This window comes from Rothia terrae (genome assembly GCF_014705925.2).
GTDB lineage: Bacteria > Actinomycetota > Actinomycetes > Actinomycetales > Micrococcaceae > Rothia > Rothia terrae.
Genome location: NZ_CP061539.1, coordinates 662,650 through 680,925, shown reverse-complemented (window position 1 = coordinate 680,925; position 18,276 = coordinate 662,650). Strand labels below are relative to the sequence as shown.

At 54.1% G+C, this 18,276-nt stretch carries 9 protein-coding genes and 2 riboswitches; all 9 genes read right to left on the bottom strand.

The window, feature by feature from the left end:
- Positions 1-56: 56 nt before the first annotated feature.
- The 9 genes from rpoB to IDM49_RS03150 all read right to left on the bottom strand — a co-directional run bounded on the left by rpoB (position 57) and on the right by IDM49_RS03150 (position 18,253).
- Positions 57-3,554, bottom strand: coding sequence for a DNA-directed RNA polymerase subunit beta (rpoB, locus tag IDM49_RS03190; protein WP_190725006.1), 3,498 nt, complete (start codon positions 3,552-3,554; stop codon positions 57-59).
- Between the two features lie 396 nt (positions 3,555-3,950).
- Positions 3,951-5,432 carry an L-serine ammonia-lyase gene (locus IDM49_RS03185; RefSeq protein WP_228008169.1) on the bottom strand — a complete coding sequence of 494 codons (1,482 nt, stop codon included), beginning with the start codon at positions 5,430-5,432 and terminating at the stop codon, positions 3,951-3,953.
- Positions 5,433-5,536: 104 nt separating this feature from the next.
- Positions 5,537-6,652, bottom strand: coding sequence for a glycine cleavage system aminomethyltransferase GcvT (gene gcvT / locus IDM49_RS03180; protein ID WP_190725005.1), 1,116 nt, complete (start codon positions 6,650-6,652; stop codon positions 5,537-5,539).
- A 183-nt stretch (positions 6,653-6,835) separates the two neighbouring features.
- Entirely contained in the window at positions 6,836-9,679 is a 2,844-nt protein-coding gene (gcvP, locus tag IDM49_RS03175; RefSeq protein ID WP_190725004.1) for an aminomethyl-transferring glycine dehydrogenase, read from the bottom strand.
- 55 nt (positions 9,680-9,734) lie between these two features.
- Positions 9,735-9,845: riboswitch (glycine riboswitch) on the bottom strand.
- Positions 9,846-9,951: riboswitch (glycine riboswitch) on the bottom strand.
- Positions 9,952-10,065: 114 nt separating this feature from the next.
- Complete coding sequence (locus IDM49_RS03170) at positions 10,066-11,283, bottom strand: MFS transporter (RefSeq protein WP_190725003.1); 1,218 nt, start codon at positions 11,281-11,283, stop codon at positions 10,066-10,068.
- A gap of 42 nt (positions 11,284-11,325) precedes the next feature.
- Positions 11,326-12,132 carry a respiratory nitrate reductase subunit gamma gene (gene narI / locus IDM49_RS03165; RefSeq protein WP_190725002.1) on the bottom strand — a complete coding sequence of 269 codons (807 nt, stop codon included), beginning with the start codon at positions 12,130-12,132 and terminating at the stop codon, positions 11,326-11,328.
- 3 nt (positions 12,133-12,135) lie between these two features.
- A complete protein-coding gene (narJ, locus tag IDM49_RS03160; protein WP_168614555.1) occupies positions 12,136-12,891 on the bottom strand; it encodes a nitrate reductase molybdenum cofactor assembly chaperone in 756 nt (251 codons plus the stop codon).
- A 5-nt stretch (positions 12,892-12,896) separates the two neighbouring features.
- Positions 12,897-14,531 (bottom strand): nitrate reductase subunit beta, encoded by a 1,635-nt coding sequence (narH, locus tag IDM49_RS03155; protein WP_168614554.1) that lies wholly within the window; start codon positions 14,529-14,531, stop codon positions 12,897-12,899.
- On the bottom strand, positions 14,531-18,253 hold the full coding sequence (locus IDM49_RS03150) for a nitrate reductase subunit alpha (protein WP_190725001.1): 3,723 nt from the start codon (positions 18,251-18,253) through the stop codon (positions 14,531-14,533). Before IDM49_RS03150 ends, narH begins: the two co-directional genes overlap by 1 nt.
- Positions 18,254-18,276 lie beyond the last annotated feature (23 nt).

Below are 18,276 nucleotides of genomic sequence, written 5' to 3'. Positions count from 1 at the left end.
TCCGTAAGTTTTGAAGACTTCTAATTTTTAGGATGCGGGTGCTAAACCGAGAAGGTTTAGACCTCTTCTACTGAGTTCGGCTCTGCGTGTGACAGGTCGATGCCCAGTGCATCCGCTGATCGGTAGCCTTCATCCTCAACATCGCGCATTTCAATGGTCTGGCCGTCGGTTGAAAGAACTTCAACGTTCAGGCACAGTGACTGCATTTCCTTGATGAGAACCTTGAAGGACTCGGGGACGCCCGGCTCGGGGATGTTCTCGCCCTTAACGATTGCCTCGTAGACCTTCACGCGACCGTGAACATCGTCAGACTTAATCGTCAGGATTTCCTGCAGGGTGTAAGCGGCGCCGTATGCTTCGAGCGCCCAAACTTCCATCTCACCAAAGCGCTGACCGCCGAACTGAGCCTTACCACCCAGGGGCTGCTGGGTAATCATTGAGTAAGGACCGGTTGAGCGTGCGTGAATCTTGTCGTCCACCAAGTGGTGCAGCTTCAAGATGTACTGGTAACCCACAGAAATCGGCTCGGGGAAAGGCTCACCTGAGCGACCGTCAATCAAACGTGCCTTACCGGTACGGTTGATCAAACGCTCACCGTCGCGGTTGGGGTTGGTGTGATCGAGCAGGTCGAACAGCTCGTCTTCGTACGCACCGTCGAACACGGGGGTTGCAACGGTGGTGGGGCCTGATTCCTTGGGGAAGTTCGGCATGCGGTCGAGCCATGCGGGGTTGCCTTCAATCTTCCAGCCCTGCTTAGCCAACCAACCGGTGTGAACCTCAAGAACCTGACCGATGTTCATACGGCCGGGAACACCCATGGGGTTCAGGATGATGTCAACGGGAGTACCGTCTTCCATGAAGGGCATATCTTCGATGGGAAGAATCTTTGAGATAACACCCTTGTTACCGTGGCGGCCTGCAAGCTTGTCGCCGTCGGTAATCTTACGCTTCTGAGCTACGTACACGCGTACGAGCTGGTTCACGCCTGCGGGCAAATCTTCGTCATCGTCGTCGCGGTCGAAAATACGAACGCCGATAACGGTACCTGACTCACCGTGAGGAACCTTCAAAGAAGTATCTCGAACTTCGCGTGACTTCTCACCGAAGATTGCGCGGAGCAAACGCTCCTCAGGAGTCAATTCAGTTTCACCCTTGGGGGTTACCTTACCGACGAGGATATCGCCTGCTTCAACCTCAGCACCGATGTGGATGATGCCGCGCTCATCAAGCGCTGACAGAACGTCCTCGGATACGTTGGGGATGTCGCGGGTGATTTCTTCTGCACCCAGCTTGGTATCGCGAGCGTCAATCTCGTGCTCTTCAATGTGGATTGAAGTCAGAACGTCGTCTGAAACCATGCGCTGGGACAGGATGATGCCGTCCTCGAAGTTGAAGCCTTCCCATGACATGTATGCCACGAGCAGGTTCTTACCGAGTGCAAGCTCACCGTTGTCGGTTGAAGGGCCATCTGCAATGAGGCCACGAGCTTCAACGCGGTCACCTTCGCGTACAACAACACGGTTGTTGTAGCAGTTACCGGGGTTGGAGCGTGAGAACTTCATAATCGGGTATGAAGAAGTGGTGCCGTCGTCGTTGCGAACTACAACGAGGTCAGCTGAAACCTCGGAGACAACGCCTGCCTTCTTAGCAAGAACAGAGTCGCCTGAATCCAGTGCTGCGTACTTCTCCATGCCGGTACCAACAAGCGGAGCTTCTGACTGAAGCAACGGCACAGCCTGACGCTGCATGTTAGCACCCATCAGTGCTCGGTTAGCGTCGTCGTGTTCCAGGTAAGGAATCAACGCGGTTGCTACAGACACCATCTGGCGAGGTGAGACGTCCATGTACTGAACCTCTGCGTTCTCAACCAGAACAGCTTCGCCAGAACCATCGCCTGCACGGCACAGAACCTGATCTTCGCTAAAGCGGAAATCATCGTCCAAAGGTGCGTTTGCCTGCGCAATAATAGCGCCCTTTTCGTCATCAGCGGTGAGGTACTTAACCTCGTTGGTGACCTGACCGTCGCGAACGATGCGGTAAGGGGTTTCGATGAAGCCGAAGGGGTTGATGCGACCGTAGGTAGCCAATGAACCAATCAGACCAATGTTCGGGCCTTCAGGGGTTTCAATGGGGCACATACGACCGTAGTGAGACGGGTGAACGTCTCGAACTTCCATGCCTGCCCGGTCACGTGATAGACCACCGGGGCCAAGCGCTGACAAACGACGCTTGTGGGTCAGACCTGCCAGCGGGTTGTTCTGGTCCATGAACTGTGACAGCTGTGAGGTACCGAAGAACTCCTTGATGGATGCAACAACCGGGCGGATGTTGATCAGTGACTGAGGAGTGATTGCCTCGGCGTCCTGGGTGGTCATACGCTCGCGTACAACGCGCTCCATGCGGGACAAACCGGTGCGAATCTGGTTTTCAATCAATTCACCAACAGCGCGGATGCGACGGTTACCGAAGTGGTCGATATCGTCGATATCAACGCGGATGTCGGTCTCTTCGCCATCGCGGATGCCCTTGATGGATGAGCCACCAGCGTGCAGGGTTACCAGGTAACGAATCATCGCTGCGATGTCGTCCTGGGTGAGAACCATTGCGCTGGGATCGTTCAAAGGAGTGTCGATACCGAGCTTGCGGTTCACCTTGTAGCGGCCAACCTTCGCGAGGTCGTAACGCTTGGGGGTGAAGTACATGTTATCGAGCAGAGCCTGAGCAGCATCCACCGTCGGGGGCTCGCCCGGACGCAACTTACGGTAGATATCGAGCAGAGCCTCTTCGCGGGTCTCAACAGAGTCCTTTTCGAGGGTTGCACGGATGGAGTCGAACTCACCGAATTCGCTCAGAATCTTAGCTTCGGTCCAGCCAAGTGCCTTCAGCAAAACAGTCACTGACTGCTTACGCTTACGGTCAAGGCGAACGCCAACCTGATCGCGCTTATCGATTTCAAGTTCGAACCATGCACCGCGTGAAGGGATAATCTTCGCGCTGTAGATGTCCTTATCTGAGGTACGATCGGCTGACTTTTCAAAGTAAGCACCGGGTGAACGTACCAGCTGTGAAACAACGACGCGCTCGGTACCGTTAATGACGAAGGTACCTGACTCGGTCATGAGCGGGAAGTCGCCCATGAACACGGTCTGCTGCTTGATTTCGCCGGTGTTGTTGTTCATGAATTCGGCCTTGACGTACAGCGGAGCCGAGTAGGTCGCGTCGCGATCCTTTGACTCTTCCATGGTGTACTTGGGGTCAGCGAATTCAGGATCGGAGAATGACAGGGACATGGTGCCCTGGAAGTCTTCGATCGGGGAGATTTCTTCGAAGATTTCAGCAAGACCTGAAATCTGAGCAACTGAGTTGTCGCCGGTTTCCTTTGCTGCTTCTACGCGAGCTTCCCAGCGTTCGTTGCCTACAAGGCGGTCGAAGCTGTCAGTCTGCAGTGAGAGCAGATTGGGAACCTGAAGGGGTTCGGAAATTTTTGCAAATGAAATGCGGCTGGGTGCACCGCCGCTAGCGGTTTGGTTATTAGAGGTGCTCGAGGCGACCAAGATTGGATCCTTCCACAGACCTGTTAGATTTGCGACGCTGTATCCCGCCAGAGGAAAGGTCGTTACGTGGAATTCTTGAAAGTCAATAACCCCGCTAGTGATAACCCTATGAGGGGATTACCGCTGGTTGAGCTTTAGCTGTTTGCAGGTTGACTGTTCAAGAAATCGTGTGACGTCTTTACTCTGTATTCAACATGCCCACCGCTATATGAAGGCACAGAAGGTTAGGGAAAGCGTAAGTATTTACATTACAGCAACACAGAAAAATTGTCTATACCTTCTCGGGTAAGATTTTGCAACTTTCAGATGCTAAATCGGCACAATTATCTTCTAAAAACACAAAGCCTACGCAGTTTTGAAACGCGTAGGCTTTGTGTTTAGTTTTTCATGAATAAATTAGCACTCCACGACGTTGACAGCCAGACCGCCCATAGAGGTTTCTTTATAGCGGTTAGACATGTCTTCACCGGTCTGACGCATAGTTTCGATGACCTGATCGAGAGAGACGCGATGCTGACCATCTCCACGCAAGGCAATACGGACAGCGTTGATTGCCTTGGTAGCAGCCATAGCGTTTCGCTCGATACACGGAATCTGAACCAGACCACCCACCGGGTCACAAGTCAGACCAAGGTTGTGTTCCATCGCGATTTCAGCAGCGTTTTCCACCTGCTCCACGGTTCCACCCATCACCTGAGCCAAACCTGCTGCCGCCATGGAGGACGCGGTACCAACCTCGCCCTGGCATCCCACTTCAGCACCAGAAATGGACGCGCGCTTCTTATACAGCGCTCCAACAGCCGAAGCCGCCAGGAAGAAGTCAACGATTGCGTCATCCTGTGCTTTCTGACCGTGGCTACGAACCGAGGGAACGTAGTTCAACGCATAATGCAGAACAGCCGGGATAATGCCCGCAGCACCGTTGGTAGGCGCGGTTACGACACGTCCGCCAAAGGCGTTTTCTTCATTGACAGCAAGAGCGATCAGGTTAACCCAATCGGTTGCCATTTCCATGGACTTACCGCTGTCTTCTTCCATCAAATCACGATGCCACTGACCGGCGCGGCAACGAACCTTGAGGTTACCAGGCAAGTAACCGACGCGAGAGAGCGATGAGCCAATGCACTCACGCATGACCTGGCGAATAGCCAAGATACCTTCTCGCACCTCTTGCTCTGAACGCTCAGATTTCTCGTTTTCCATCTTGAGCTGAGCGATGGTAAGGCCATTTGAGTTAGCCATGTCAACCATTTCTTCAGCCGAACCGAAGGGGTAAGGAGCGTGGTCAAGCCCGCCACCGGACGCTGCCTCTTCATTTTCTTCAATAATGAAGCCGCCACCGATCGAGAAGTAGGTACGCTCAAGGAGCACCTTCTCCCCCGCAAAAGCCGCCACCTTAATACCGTTTGTATGACGCGGCAAGATAGTAAGCGGACGCAGAGTCATGTCTGACTCTTTATAGTTCACTACGGGGCCTTCAACCAGACCCTGATCACGAGACGGAGCGCCCTTCTCATAGGTTGCGGAACTAAAACCGGCCAGCGGCAAAGTGCCATCAACCTGGTTACGTTCCATCATGAGATCAGCATCAGCGATGCTAATGGTCTCGGGAACAAAACCGCACAGACCCTTGAGTGCTGCGCTCATAGTGCCGTGGCCGGCGCCGGTGGCCGCCAAAGAACCATACAAGTCAATGTGTACACGATCTACAGACTCAAAGACGCCTTCGTCAATAAGCTCTGCAACAAAACGGTTGGTTGCACGCATCGGTCCAACGGTGTGGGATGAGGAAGGACCAATACCAATGCTGAAAAGATCAAAAACGCTGATGTCGTATTCCAGCGCCTCTGCCTGCTTAAGTTCGGAACTAATGTCCAAGAATATTCGCCTTCTTCTTTGCGGTGCACACAAGCGCACCTACTGTCTATGATGCCTCAGAATGAGGGGTGCTTATTCATTTTTTAATAAGCACCCCTATTATTCTATTTTTCGCGCTTATAAAAAGGAAGCTCAACTACATCGAAGGGAGCCTGCTTGCCGCGAATATCAACATTAATGGTGTTACCAACAGTTGCATAATCGGTTTCTACCAAAGCCATGGCAACGGGGTACCCCAGTGTGGGCGAAGGAATGCCGGAGGTGATCTCGCCAATCGTCTTCTCACCATCAACCAGTGTTGATCCGGCACGAGCAGGACGCTTAGCCTGCGCCTTCAAACCAACCAGCGAGCGCGCGGGTGCAGACTCAGCCATCTTTGCCAACGCCTCGCGTCCTACAAAATCAGCCTTTTTCTTGGTCAGAGCAATTTCAACCAGTCGACCCAACCCAGCTTCAAAAGGAGTAATGTCCAGACCAAGCTCGTGACCGTATAACGGCATGCCGGCTTCTAGACGCAAAGAATCGCGGGCAGCCAAACCTGCAGGCTCAACGCCCTCATCCTTGCCAGCTTCAAGAGCGGCATCCCAAATAGTCTGTGCATCCACGTTCTTCACATAGATTTCAAAACCGTCTTCGCCGGTGTAACCGGTACGAGCCAACAAATTTTCGACTCCGGCAATAGTGACAGGCACAGAAGCGTAGTAACCGAGCTCGCGCACAGCGTCTTCATCGCTGACACCCATTGCCAGAACAATCTTCTCTGAAAGAGGACCCTGAACAGCAACCAAAGAAGTCTCTTCAGACTCATTGGTGAACTCAACATCAAAATCACCGACGCGCTCGCTCATCGTCTTGAAATCGACCTCAACGTTTGCCGCATTCGGTACAACCATGAATTCATCATCAGCAAGACGGTAAGTAATGAGGTCGTCGATGACGCCGCCCTCTTCATTAACCAAAATCGAATACTTAGCCTTACCGACCTTCAAAATCGACATATTTGAGACCAGCGCGTAGTCCAAAAATGCGCCTGCATCTGCACCTTTCACACGGAACTCACCCATGTGCGAGAGATCAAAAACGCCAGCAGACTGACGCACGGCGTGGTGCTCAGCAACATCGTTCTTGTACTTCAGCGGCATATCCCATCCACCGAAATCGGTAAATGATGCGCCCAACTTATCGTGGGCATCGTAAAGAGCTGTTTTCTGAGGAGTCATAATATAAAAACCTTCTGTTGACGATGCTTCGTTGCACCCTTTAAGAAAATGAAAAAGAGAACGCAGAGCGCGGCAAGACGCCGTTGATAAAAGACAGCCCCGCCGCGCTTGCTAGTGTCCGTGCCAGAGCCCGTTGCTCGTAAAACGCAGGGGCTACGAAGCTATGTCTCGGGCGCGAACTTCTTACTTGTACTCGATGTCGAATGCGTCCATCGGAGGGCAATCACACACAAAGTTGCGATCGCCGCCCACGCCATCGATGCGTCCTACAGACGTGAAGTACTTAGCCTGATGCAGCGAAGCAACAGGGTAAGCTGCCTGGCTACGGGTGTAGGCACGGTCCCAGGTATCTGAGGTGACGTCTTCAAGAGTGTGGGGTGCATGACGAATGACAGAGTCTTCAACGCTGACCTTGCCATCGATGATTTCCTGAATCTCAGCGTGGATGCTTTCCATAGCCTCAATAAAGCGATCCAGCTCCTCCAAGTTCTCAGACTCGGTAGGCTCAACCATCAGGGTGCCGGGAACAGGGAACGCAAGGGTAGGTGCGTGGAATCCGTAATCCATCAATCGCTTACAGACATCCTCAGCCGTGACCTTGGACGCCGCAGTCAGCTCACGCAAATCCAAGATGCACTCGTGGGCAACAAGGCCGGTTTCAGTTGAGGTGTAAAGAACCGGGTACTTGTCTGAAAGCTTCTTAACAATGTAGTTAGCGTTCAAAATTGCGTACTCACTGGATGCGCGCAGACCCTTTGCACCGGTCATTGCGATGTACATCCACGAAATCGGCAGTACACCGGCTGAACCGAACATAGCCTGAGAAATCGGCAGAGGTGCGCCCTCGATATTGCCTTCTGCATCGGCGAGGTAACCGTTACCGGGTAGGTACTTCTCAAGGTGAGCACCCACAGCAACAGGACCAACGCCGGGGCCACCACCACCGTGAGGAATAGAGAAAGTCTTATGAAGGTTGAGGTGTGAAACATCGCCGCCGAACTGACCGGGCTGAGCCAGACCCATCTGAGCGTTGAGGTTCGCACCGTCAACGTAAACCTGACCGCCAGCATCATGGACCAACTGGCAAACGTCCTTGACCTGCTCTTCAAACACACCGTGCGTTGACGGGTAGGTGATCATAATGCCCGCAATGGTGTCGCTGTACTTCTCAATCTTTGCCTTGAGATCGTCAACGTCAACAGAGCCGTCGGACGCGGTAGCAACAGAAGCAACCTTAAGACCGGCAAGTGCAGCTGAGGCAGCGTTAGTACCGTGTGCCGACTGCGGAATCAAAACGATATCGCGCTGCGTATCGCCATTATCTTCGTGGTATGCGCGGATAGCGCGAAGACCAGCGTACTCACCCGATGCGCCAGAGTTAGGCTGCAGTGAAATTGCGTCGTAGCCGGTAATTTCGGTGAGCCAACCTGAAAGTTCATCGATGAGAAGCTTCCAGCCCTTTGCCTGATTCTCAGGAACCAGCGGGTGAATAGCCGCGAACTCAGGCCAAGAAATGGGTTCCATCTCAGCAGCTGAGTTGAGCTTCATGGTGCATGAGCCCAGAGGAATCATAGTGCGATCAAGCGCGAGATCCTTGTCAGACAAACGACGCAGGTAACGCATCATAGCGGTTTCTGACTGGTAGAGGTGGAAGACCGGGTGCTGCATGTACTCGTCAGTACGCAAAAGCTCAGCTACCAGCTCATACCCTTCTGCTGATTCCGGCAGGGTTCCGCCCAGAGCCTTCACAAGACGTGCCAAAAGTTCTTCACCGTGAGACTCGCCCACAGAAATTGAAACGCGGTCAGCATTGATACGGCGGATATTGACGCCGGCCTCAAGCGCTTGAGCAACCAGTTCATCGGCGCGTCCTTTAGCTTCGAGAGCAACAGTGTCAAAGAAGCTATCGTGAACGACCTTCAAGCCTGCTTCTGAAAGGCCAGCAGCGACGCGTGAAGCATTAGTGTGCAGACGCTCAGCAATAGCACGCAGACCGGCAGGGCCGTGGTACACAGCGTACGCACCAGCGACAATTGCAAGAAGCGCCTGAGCAGTACAGATATTTGAGGTCGCCTTCTCACGACGAATATGCTGCTCACGAGTCTGCAATGCCAGACGATACGCGGGCTTACCCGCAGCGTCCTGTGAAACACCCACCAGACGGCCGGGAAGGTTACGCTCCATACCCTTGTGAATAGCAAGGTACGCTGCATGCGGGCCGCCGAAGAAGAACGGCAGACCAAAGCGCTGAGTGTTACCCACAGCAATATCAGCGCCAAGCTCGCCGGGAGACTTCAGCAAGGTAAGCGCCAGCAGGTCAGCATTAATTGCCACCAGCGCATTACGCTCGTGAGCGTCCTTCACCAGCTGAGCGACATCACGAACTTCACCGTCGTGAGCGGGGTACGCGAACACAACACCGTACAAATCGCCCTCAGGCAAACCGTCGGAGAAGTCAGTAATCACAAAATCAATGCCCAACGCATCGGCACGCCCCTTGACGACAGAAAGAGTCTGCGGAAGCACACGTGAATCAATAGCAAAGAAGCCATTCTTCACCTTCTTATTTGCGCGGTGCATCATCACAACGGCCTCAGCAACTGCGGTGGATTCATCCAACAAAGACGCGTTAGCGATATCCAGGCCGGTCAGTTCCATCACAGTGTTCTGGAAGTTCAACAGAGCCTCAAGACGACCCTGCGAAATCTCAGGCTGGTAAGGAGTGTACGAGGTGTACCAGCCGGGATTCTCAAGAATGTTGCAGCGCAATACAGGCGGGGTAACAGCATCGTAATAACCCGCACCAATCATCTGCGCGTACACGTCGTTCTGAGCTGCATACTCTGCAAGCTTTGCCTGAGCCTCGTGCTCGCTCAACGCCTCGGGCAGGTTCAAATCGGCATCAAGTCGGATCTGAGAGGGAACTACTGCATCAATCAGCTTATCGAGAGACTCATAACCCAAATCTGAGAGCATCTGCGCAGTCTCATTTTCGTTGGGGCCAAGATGACGGTCGGTGAAGGACATGAAAACTCCTGGTAAAAAGCGACACCGCGATGGCTCGCTCTAGTGTTTTAAGTGCCCTCCCCGCTCTGTCGTAGACCTGAGAGTTTTCACGTTTAAAGGTTTCCACGCAAAACCTATACGAACGCTTGCCCCTTCGGTGGAGGTGTTACGCCCCTCTCCAGAGTTGCCTGAGCTAGCGGTACCTTTGCCTGAGAGTTTCCCGGGGAGGGTTTGCTCCTTCGGCGCCGCGTCCCGGCCCTCACCGGTCGACGGTCTCTCCCGCATAGCAGTAGACAGCAAAATCACTACTAAGTGTGCCACACATAACACAAAAGCACCACCTGAGAGCAGATGCCTCAGATGGTGCTTTTAAGGGGGGGGTATTAACCAGGACGCTAGTTTGAGAGTTAGCGAGCCTTAGGCTTGTTGCCGTTTTTGATGACCAAGGAAATCAGCAACGCCACGCCGGCGGTGATTGCCAGAGCAACCTGCGCCCAGAAATAGTGGCCATTAGCGCCGTAGACAGCACCCATAACCAGCGGAGGGAAGTATCCACCGAGACCACCTGCTGCAGAAACAAGACCGCCAACAGTACCGGTATCTTCTGGCTTAGCAGCGCGTCCAACCCAACCAAACACGGTACCGGTACCGAAACCGATAAAGACCGCCATGATGATGAACAAAGCGTAGTAAACAGCAGGTGATGCGAACTGCTGAGCAATCAGCAGTGAAAGCACAACAACCGCCGCGAACATAATCAAAGTAACAGGACGAGGGCCAAGCTTGTCAGCAGCTACACCACCAAATGGACGAGCAACCACAGCGCAGGTAGCGAACAAAGCCGCAAAGGTACCAGCCTGAACAGGATCAAAGTTGTAGACGTTACTCATGTAAGTCGGAATGTAGTTTGAGAACGCCACAAACGCACCAAAGATAACACCGTAGATAAAGCACAGTTCCCAGGTAGCAATATCCTTCATAGCGTGCTTGATCTTCGGCATAATCGGCTCAGCCTTCTTACCGCGAGTCTTCGGTGAGTCCTTCAAAAAGAACCACACAATCACAGCGTAAACCAGCGCGATAGCAGCGATAATCAGGTGAGTTTCAAAATAACCAAAAGCCTTAACCATGCGAGGGTTGCAGAAAGCTGCAACAGCGGTACCGATCATACCCATGCCGAAAATACCGGTCGCCAAACCCTTACGGTGAGGCTCATACCACGACGCCGAGAAAGGAATACCCACAGCAAAGATAGAACCGCCAATGCCCAAGAAGAAAGCAGACACCAAAAGCAAGGGGTAATTACCAGTCTGACCGATCAAAGCGGTAATCAGCACCATGATAGAAGTCAGAACCAGCAAGCAGGTGAACATGATGCGTCCGCCGAACTTATCGGTCAGCGCACCCACAGGAATACGAGCCACAGCACCGACAATCACAGGCATAGCAATCAGGGCAGAAAGCTGACCGGGAGTAAGGTGGAAAGCCTCTTTGTAGTAAGACTTAGCCAACGGACCAATCATGGTCCAACCCCAGAAGCCAATCGTCGAGGCAAGCGTAGCCATAATGACGTTTTTGAGCTGACCCTTAAGCTGCGGGTCTCGCTCCATGGTTGTAGTACTCATTTTTCCTCTACTACGGGTGTGAGTGTGTCAATTAGATAAGAATTATTTCTTCATGCGGTGCAGATGCAGACCGCGACGCTGCTCTTCAGCGCTCTTATCAGAAAGCTTGGCAGCGGTAGCCATCGGTTCCCAGCCGCGACGAGGTGCTCGCGCGCCGCGTCCTTCATTACCGCGTGAACGGTACACAATGTAAGGACGGAAGAGGTAGTGGAACGGCGCGGTGAAAGCGTGTACCAAGCGGGTAAAAGGCCACAATGCAAAGAGCAAGAAAGCTACAACGATGTGTGCTTTGAACTCCATCGGTACGTTGCTCATCAAGCCCACATCAGGCTGGAAGGTAAACAGCGAACGGAACCACGGTGAGATATCGCCGCGGTAATTGTGGCCGTGATGTCCCTGGAAAGCGCTAATGACGGTGGAAGCCACACCAAGAACAATTGCGCCCATCAAGAAGATGTACATGATCTTATCGTTAGTAGTGGTCGCGCGGAACACCGTTGCGTTGGTTCGACGGCGGAAAATCATCACCGCAAGACCAACAATCACGGCAATACCAAACGGCAGACCGGCGATAATCGCGAACAAGTGATACATCTCGTTGGAAATTCCAACGGCGTCAGTCCAGCTCCACGGAATAACCAAACCGATAATATGACCGCCCAGCACACCCACTAGACCGTAGTGAAACAGCGGGGATGCGATGCGCAAAATCTTGGACTCATAAACCTGAGATGAGCGAGTGGTCCAGCCGAACTGATCGTACTTATAGCGCCAAATCGTGCCACCGATCAAAAGAACGATGGAGATGTACGGCAAAATCCCCCACAGTAAGTGGTCGAGGAAGTTCATCGGTTAGCTCCTGGCAGATGTAGGTGGTGTTGAAGGTTGAAGAAGAGGCAATAGCCTGGGGTCCGTTGGTTCAAGCCCCACGGTCTCGCTGGGTGGGTTAGGACGCGCCATCTTCTGAATCTCGGCAGAAGACTGCGGTGATTCTCCCGGTAACGAATCGCAGATGCACTGCACCAGCCCGTAGAACGCTAAAGAATCATCGCGCAACGCAAAACGCAAAAGCTCAAGCGAGGGACGGTATGCCTGAAGAGCTGCGCGGCCAGCACGGGAATCGACCAGGGCGGTGAATTCTAGAACCAGCGGCAGGTAATCGGGCAACTCACCGTGCAAGTCGGTAACCATGCCCGAATCTCGGTACATCTTTTTGAAGCGAGTTAGAGCTTCACCGCGACGACGGGTATCGCCTTCGGTCCAGTACGACATATGGAAAGAATGACGGCGGGATAGGTCATATTCCTGCACGTACTGCCCCGCGATATCCTCAAGCGGAGCGGAATCGTACCAGCGCTGAACGTCCTCGATAGCATTGACCAGAGCATCATGGTTAACCTCGCGGGCTAACTCTAGAAACTCGGGAATAAATGATCGGATCTCTTCGCTGGGATAGCGCATGAGCACTGATGCGCTTTGATAGAGCACGCGCTCGGCATCGCTTGCCTCACCGTGGTCAGCGTCGAAAGGATCAGTGGACGCGGGTGCTGCGGACCCAGCTGAAGCTGAGTCCGCTTTGCCCAATAGTTTTGAGAAAAAACCAGCCACGAACGCTACGCCTTCTTTGAGCCGCTGGTGTTAGGGAACATCGCGTCGGGGCGGCTGTTGCCGTCCCACATGAAGATGTCGACCTTGCCGTCAGCGCGCGCGGTGTTTGCGTAGGATCCCGCTGAAACGGGTACGGGACGGTCGCCCATGCCGGTAAAGGCATCGTCGTACAGCATGCCGGGGCCGCCGTCGCCATCCAGCGAGCAACCGATTTCTTCGAGGTTGTGTGCTTCTTCCATGTGAGCCGAAGGAATCACGTAACGCTCGGAGTACTTTGAGATTGCCATGAGGCGGTACATCTCGTACATTTCTTCTCCGGTCATGCCCACAGCGTTAGCAATGGACTCATCACCCACATTGCCCAAGGTGATATCACGCATGTACGAACGCATCGCAGCAAGCTTCTTGAGAACGTCAACGATGATGCCGGTATCGCCGGCAGTGAAGAGCTCAGCCAGGTACTCCACGGGAATACGCAGGGAGTCGATGGCGCCGAAGAGGTTATCCTTGGACTCACCGTCGTGACCCTGTTCCTTGAGTAGATCGATAATCGGTGACAGCGGCGGTACGTACCAAACCATGGGCATGGTGCGGTACTCGGGGTGCAACGGAAGCGCAATCTTCCAGACCTTCGCCAGCTTGTAGACAGGTGACTTCTGAGCCGCATCAATCCATGATGAAGGAATACCGCTCTTCTTCGCCTCGGCAATAACTGTCGGATCAAAGGGGTCAAGCATCAAATCGAGCTGTGACTGGTAGAGGTCCTTCTCATCGGGTACGGACGCTGCTTCGGTAACCTTGTCAGCGTCGTACAAGAAGATACCGATGTAGCGCATACGACCAACACAGGTTTCAGCACATACGGTAGGAATACCGTGTTCGATACGGGGGTAGCAGAAGGTGCACTTCTCTGCTTTGCCGCTCTTGTGGTTGAAGTAAATCTTCTTGTAGGGGCAGCCGGTGATGCACTGGCGCCAACCGCGGCAACGATCCTGGTCGACGAGCACGATGCCGTCTTCTTCACGCTTGTAGATAGCACCTGAGGGGCAGGACGCCATGCAAGAGGGGTTCAGGCAGTGCTCGCAGATGCGCGGCAAGTAGAACATGAAGGTCTTTTCGAATTCGAACTTGATCTTCTCTTCTGACTCTGTGCGAATCTTCTCAACAATGGGATCTTGGTGACCGGTAGCGTAGGTACCGCCCAAATCATCGTCCCAGTTTGCCGACCAGTCGATAGCGGTGTCTTCACCGGTAATCAAAGACTTAGGCTTTGCAACCGGAAAGTCATCGCCCAAAGGAGCGTTGGTCAGGTTCTCGTATTCGTAAGTCCACGGTTCGTAGTAGTCGCTCATTTCGGGCTGAACCGGGGACGCGAAAATGGTGAAGAGCTTCTTGAAGCGGTTACCGCCCTTGAGCTCCAGGCGACCACGTTTATTTAGCTCCCAGCCACCCTTCCAGCGCTCCTGGTCCTCGTAGCGCTTGGGGTAGCCAAGACCGGGACGGGTCTCAACATTGTTGAACCACACGTACTCGGTACCGGTACGGTTGGTCCACGCCTGCTTACAGGTGACTGAACAGGTGTGGCAACCAAGGCACTTATCCAGTGCCATGATCATAGAAACTTGAGCCATAACTCGCATTAGTAGGTTACCTCCTGCTTACGACGGCGAATAACTGAAACGATATCTCGCTGATTACCGGTGGGGCCCAAGTAGTTGAAGGCGTATGCCAAATGGGCGTAACCACCAATAAGGTGGGTGGGCTTAACCAGGATGCGGGTGACGGAGTTGTGAATACCGCCGCGCTTACCCGTGGTTTCGGACTTAGGAATGTCAACCAGGCGTTCCTGTGCGTGGTGCACATAGACGACGCCCTGCGGCAGACGGTGCGAAACGACCGCGCGTCCTACAAAGACACCGTTGTCGTTGATGCACTCAATCCAGTCGTTGTCCTTGACTCCGATGCGTTCTGCGTCCTGGGGTGAGATCCATGCGTGCGAACCACCGCGAGATAGTGCCAGCATGTACAGGTTGTCATGGTATGAGGAGTGGATGGACCACTTGTTGTGCGGGGTCATGTAGCGAACCGCGATAGTGACCTCGTCGGTCTGCTCCCCCAGAACAGGGGCACCAAAGAGCTGGTGCATATCCAGCGGCGGACGGTAGGTCGGCATCTGCTCGCCCATTTCGCTCATCCAGTCGTGATCCAAGAAGAAGTGCATACGACCGGTGAGGGTGTGGAAGGGCTTGAGCTGCTCGATGTTCAGAGTGAACGGTGCGTAGCGGCGACCGCCGGTTTCTGAACCTGACCACTCGGGTGAGGTGAAGACGGGGCAGGGTCGATCCTGCGTATCACGGAAGGTGATGCGCTTTTCTTCATTGCCTTCTGCCAGGTGCACGAACTTCTTGCCGACGCGCTTTTCAAGCTGCTTGAAGCCTTCAATAGCTACGGGCCCGTTAGAGGTGCCCGAAAGAGCAAGGATGGTGTCACAAAGTTTTTCGACGGTGTCCATCGCGGGCAGGCCCTGGCCTTTACCGGAATTCATGACGCCGTGCTCTTCAGCAAGTTTCTTGAGCTGCGGGTTCACATCCACGGTCACTGCCTTGGTGGTGGTACCAAGCTTAGACATGAGCGGACCGACTGAAGTGTACATGTCGTACAAGGCGGGGTAATCACGCTCAACCACAGTGAAGTTTGGCATGTTCTTGCCAGGTACACCCTTAATACCCTGGTTCTTCCAGTCCGGGGCGTGACCGCCTGGTTGAGCAATCTGACCGGGGGTATCATGCTGGAGCGGCACCGAGACCATATCTTGGCGAGTACCCAAATGCTTGGCAGCTAGCTTGGAGAAGACGTATGCCAGTTCCTTAAAGGTCTGGTAGTCGGTCTTAGCTTCCCAGGGAGGATCAATTGCCGGGGTAAAGGCGTGGATATAGGGGTGCATATCGGTTGACGAGATATCGTACTTCTCGTACCAGGTTGCGGTCGGGAAGACGATGTCTGATGACAAGGTTGATGAGGTCATGCGGAAGTCCGCGGTGACCAGCAGGTCCAGCTTGCCTTCGGGTGCGGTTTCGGTCCACTTGACTTCGCGCGGGTGTACGTCGGAGTCACCGTTGCCCAGCACATTGTTGTGGGTGCCGAGCAGGTGCTTGAGGAAGTACTCTTCGCCCTTAGCCGATGAGCCCAGAAGGTTATTGCGCCACAGCATGAGTGTGCGCGGCCAGTTGACGGGGTTGTCGACGTCTTCAACGGAGAATTCAAGATCGCCTGAGTTCAGGCGGTCTGCAACGTACGACGCGGGATTTTCAGCGGCACCGGCATCGACGGCAGCTGCCGCCTTGTCCGCCAAATCCAGCGAGTTCTCGGGGAACTGCGGGTAGAACGGCATCCAGCCCATGCGTGCGCTTCGAGCAACAATGTCTGCAGTGTGTACGCCCTTCAGCTCACCCTTCGCAAGCGGTGACTGAACGGAATCCGAGGAGTAACCGTCCTTGCGCCACTGGTCAGTGTGCATGAACCAGAAAGAGGTACCTGCCTGGGTGCGCGGAGGACGAATCCAGTCAAGTGCGTTCGCCATGTTAGCCCAACCAGTAATGGGGCGAGCCTTTTCCTGACCAACGTAGTGGGCCCAGCCACCACCGTTGCGGCCTTCGCAGCCACACATCATGAGCAGAGCGAGAATCGCGCGGTAGGTAGCGTCACCGTGATACCACTGGCAAACACCAGCACCGAGAATCACCATAGAACGACCCTTAGAGTCGATGGAGTTCTTCGCGAATTCGCGAGCTACGCGAATGACAGCTTCTGCCGGAACCGAGGTGATTTCTTCCTGCCATGCAGGGGTGTACTGAGCTTCAACATCGTCTAGACCCTTTGCCCAGTCACCGGGCAAGCCCGGGCGACCAACACTGTACTGCGCCAGCATCAAATCGAAGACAGTGGTGACTTCCATACCTTCGACGTTGATAGTGGGAACGCCGCGTGAAACAACGTAACCATCACCGTTCGGGGTATCGAAGGCAGGCATCTTGATTTCGGCTACGCCGGTAGCGCCACCGGGAACGTCGTTGATCGACAGAGCGGGCTTGATGCCGTTGAGGTCAAGATTCCACTTGCCCATGTCCTGCTCGTTGTAGCGGTGGCCCATGGTGCCGTTGGGAATGAAGACTTCGCCGTTATCGCGGTTAATCAAAGCGGTCTTGAAGTCTGCATCTGCCTGGCCCTCACCAATGGAAAGGTCGGATGCCTTCACAAACTTGTGAGGTACCTTTACACCGTCTTCGCGGGTTTCAAGGCGAACCAAGAAGGGGAAGTCGGTGTAGGTGGTGACGTAGTCTTCAAAGAATTCAACGCGCTGATCGACAAAATTTTCCTTAAGAATGACGTGACCCATCGCCATTGCAAGTGCAGCGTCGGTACCGGGCTGAGCGGGAAGCCACTCATCGGCAAACTTGGTGTTATCAGCGTAGTCCGGTGACACGGTGACGACCTTGGTTCCGCGGTAGCGAACCTCTGCCATCCAGTGCGCATCGGGGGTACGGGTAACGGGGATGTTCGAGCCCCACATCATGAGGTAGGTTGCGTCCCACCAGTCGCCTGACTCACGAACGTCCGTCTGGTCACCAAATACCTGCGGTGATGCTACGGGAAGGTCAGCGTACCAGTCGTAGAAAGATGTCATGACGCCGCCGATGAGCTCAATGTAGCGAGCGCCGGATGCGTGTGATGCCATGGACTTTGCAGGAATCGGTGAGAAGCCGATGTTGCGGTCGGGGCCGTAGGTGCGGATGGTGTGAATTTGTGAGGCAGCTACGATTTCAAGAGCTTCGGTCCAGGTAGCGCGAACCAGACCGCCCTTGCCTCGTGCGCTGGTGTAGCGACGACGCTTTTCGGGGTCGGTCACGATGGATTCCCACGCATCGACGGGGTCGCCCAAACGCGCTTTAGCTTCGCGGTACATCTCCAGCAGGGGACCACGAATGTAGGGGTACTTCACGCGGGTTGGTGAGTAGGTGTACCACGAGAATGCAGCGCCGCGGGGGCAACCGCGAGGCTCATATTCGGGGCGGTCAGGGCCAACTGTGGGATAGTCGGTTGCCTGAGCTTCCCAGGTAATCACACCGTCTTTGACGAATACCTGCCAGGAGCAGGAACCGGTGCAGTTAACGCCGTGGGTTGAGCGAACAACCTTGTCGTAGCTCCAACGGTCGCGGTAGAAAACATCGCCTTTTCGTCCACCTTTACGGTAGACGGTACGACTATCTTCTGATTCGTCCCATTTGGAGAAGAACTTGCCAAATTTGATGAGGCGGTCCGAGATCGGGCCGTCTGGTCCGGGTGCGTGGGAAGTCTGAGTCATACAGACCAGAATATAAATTATTC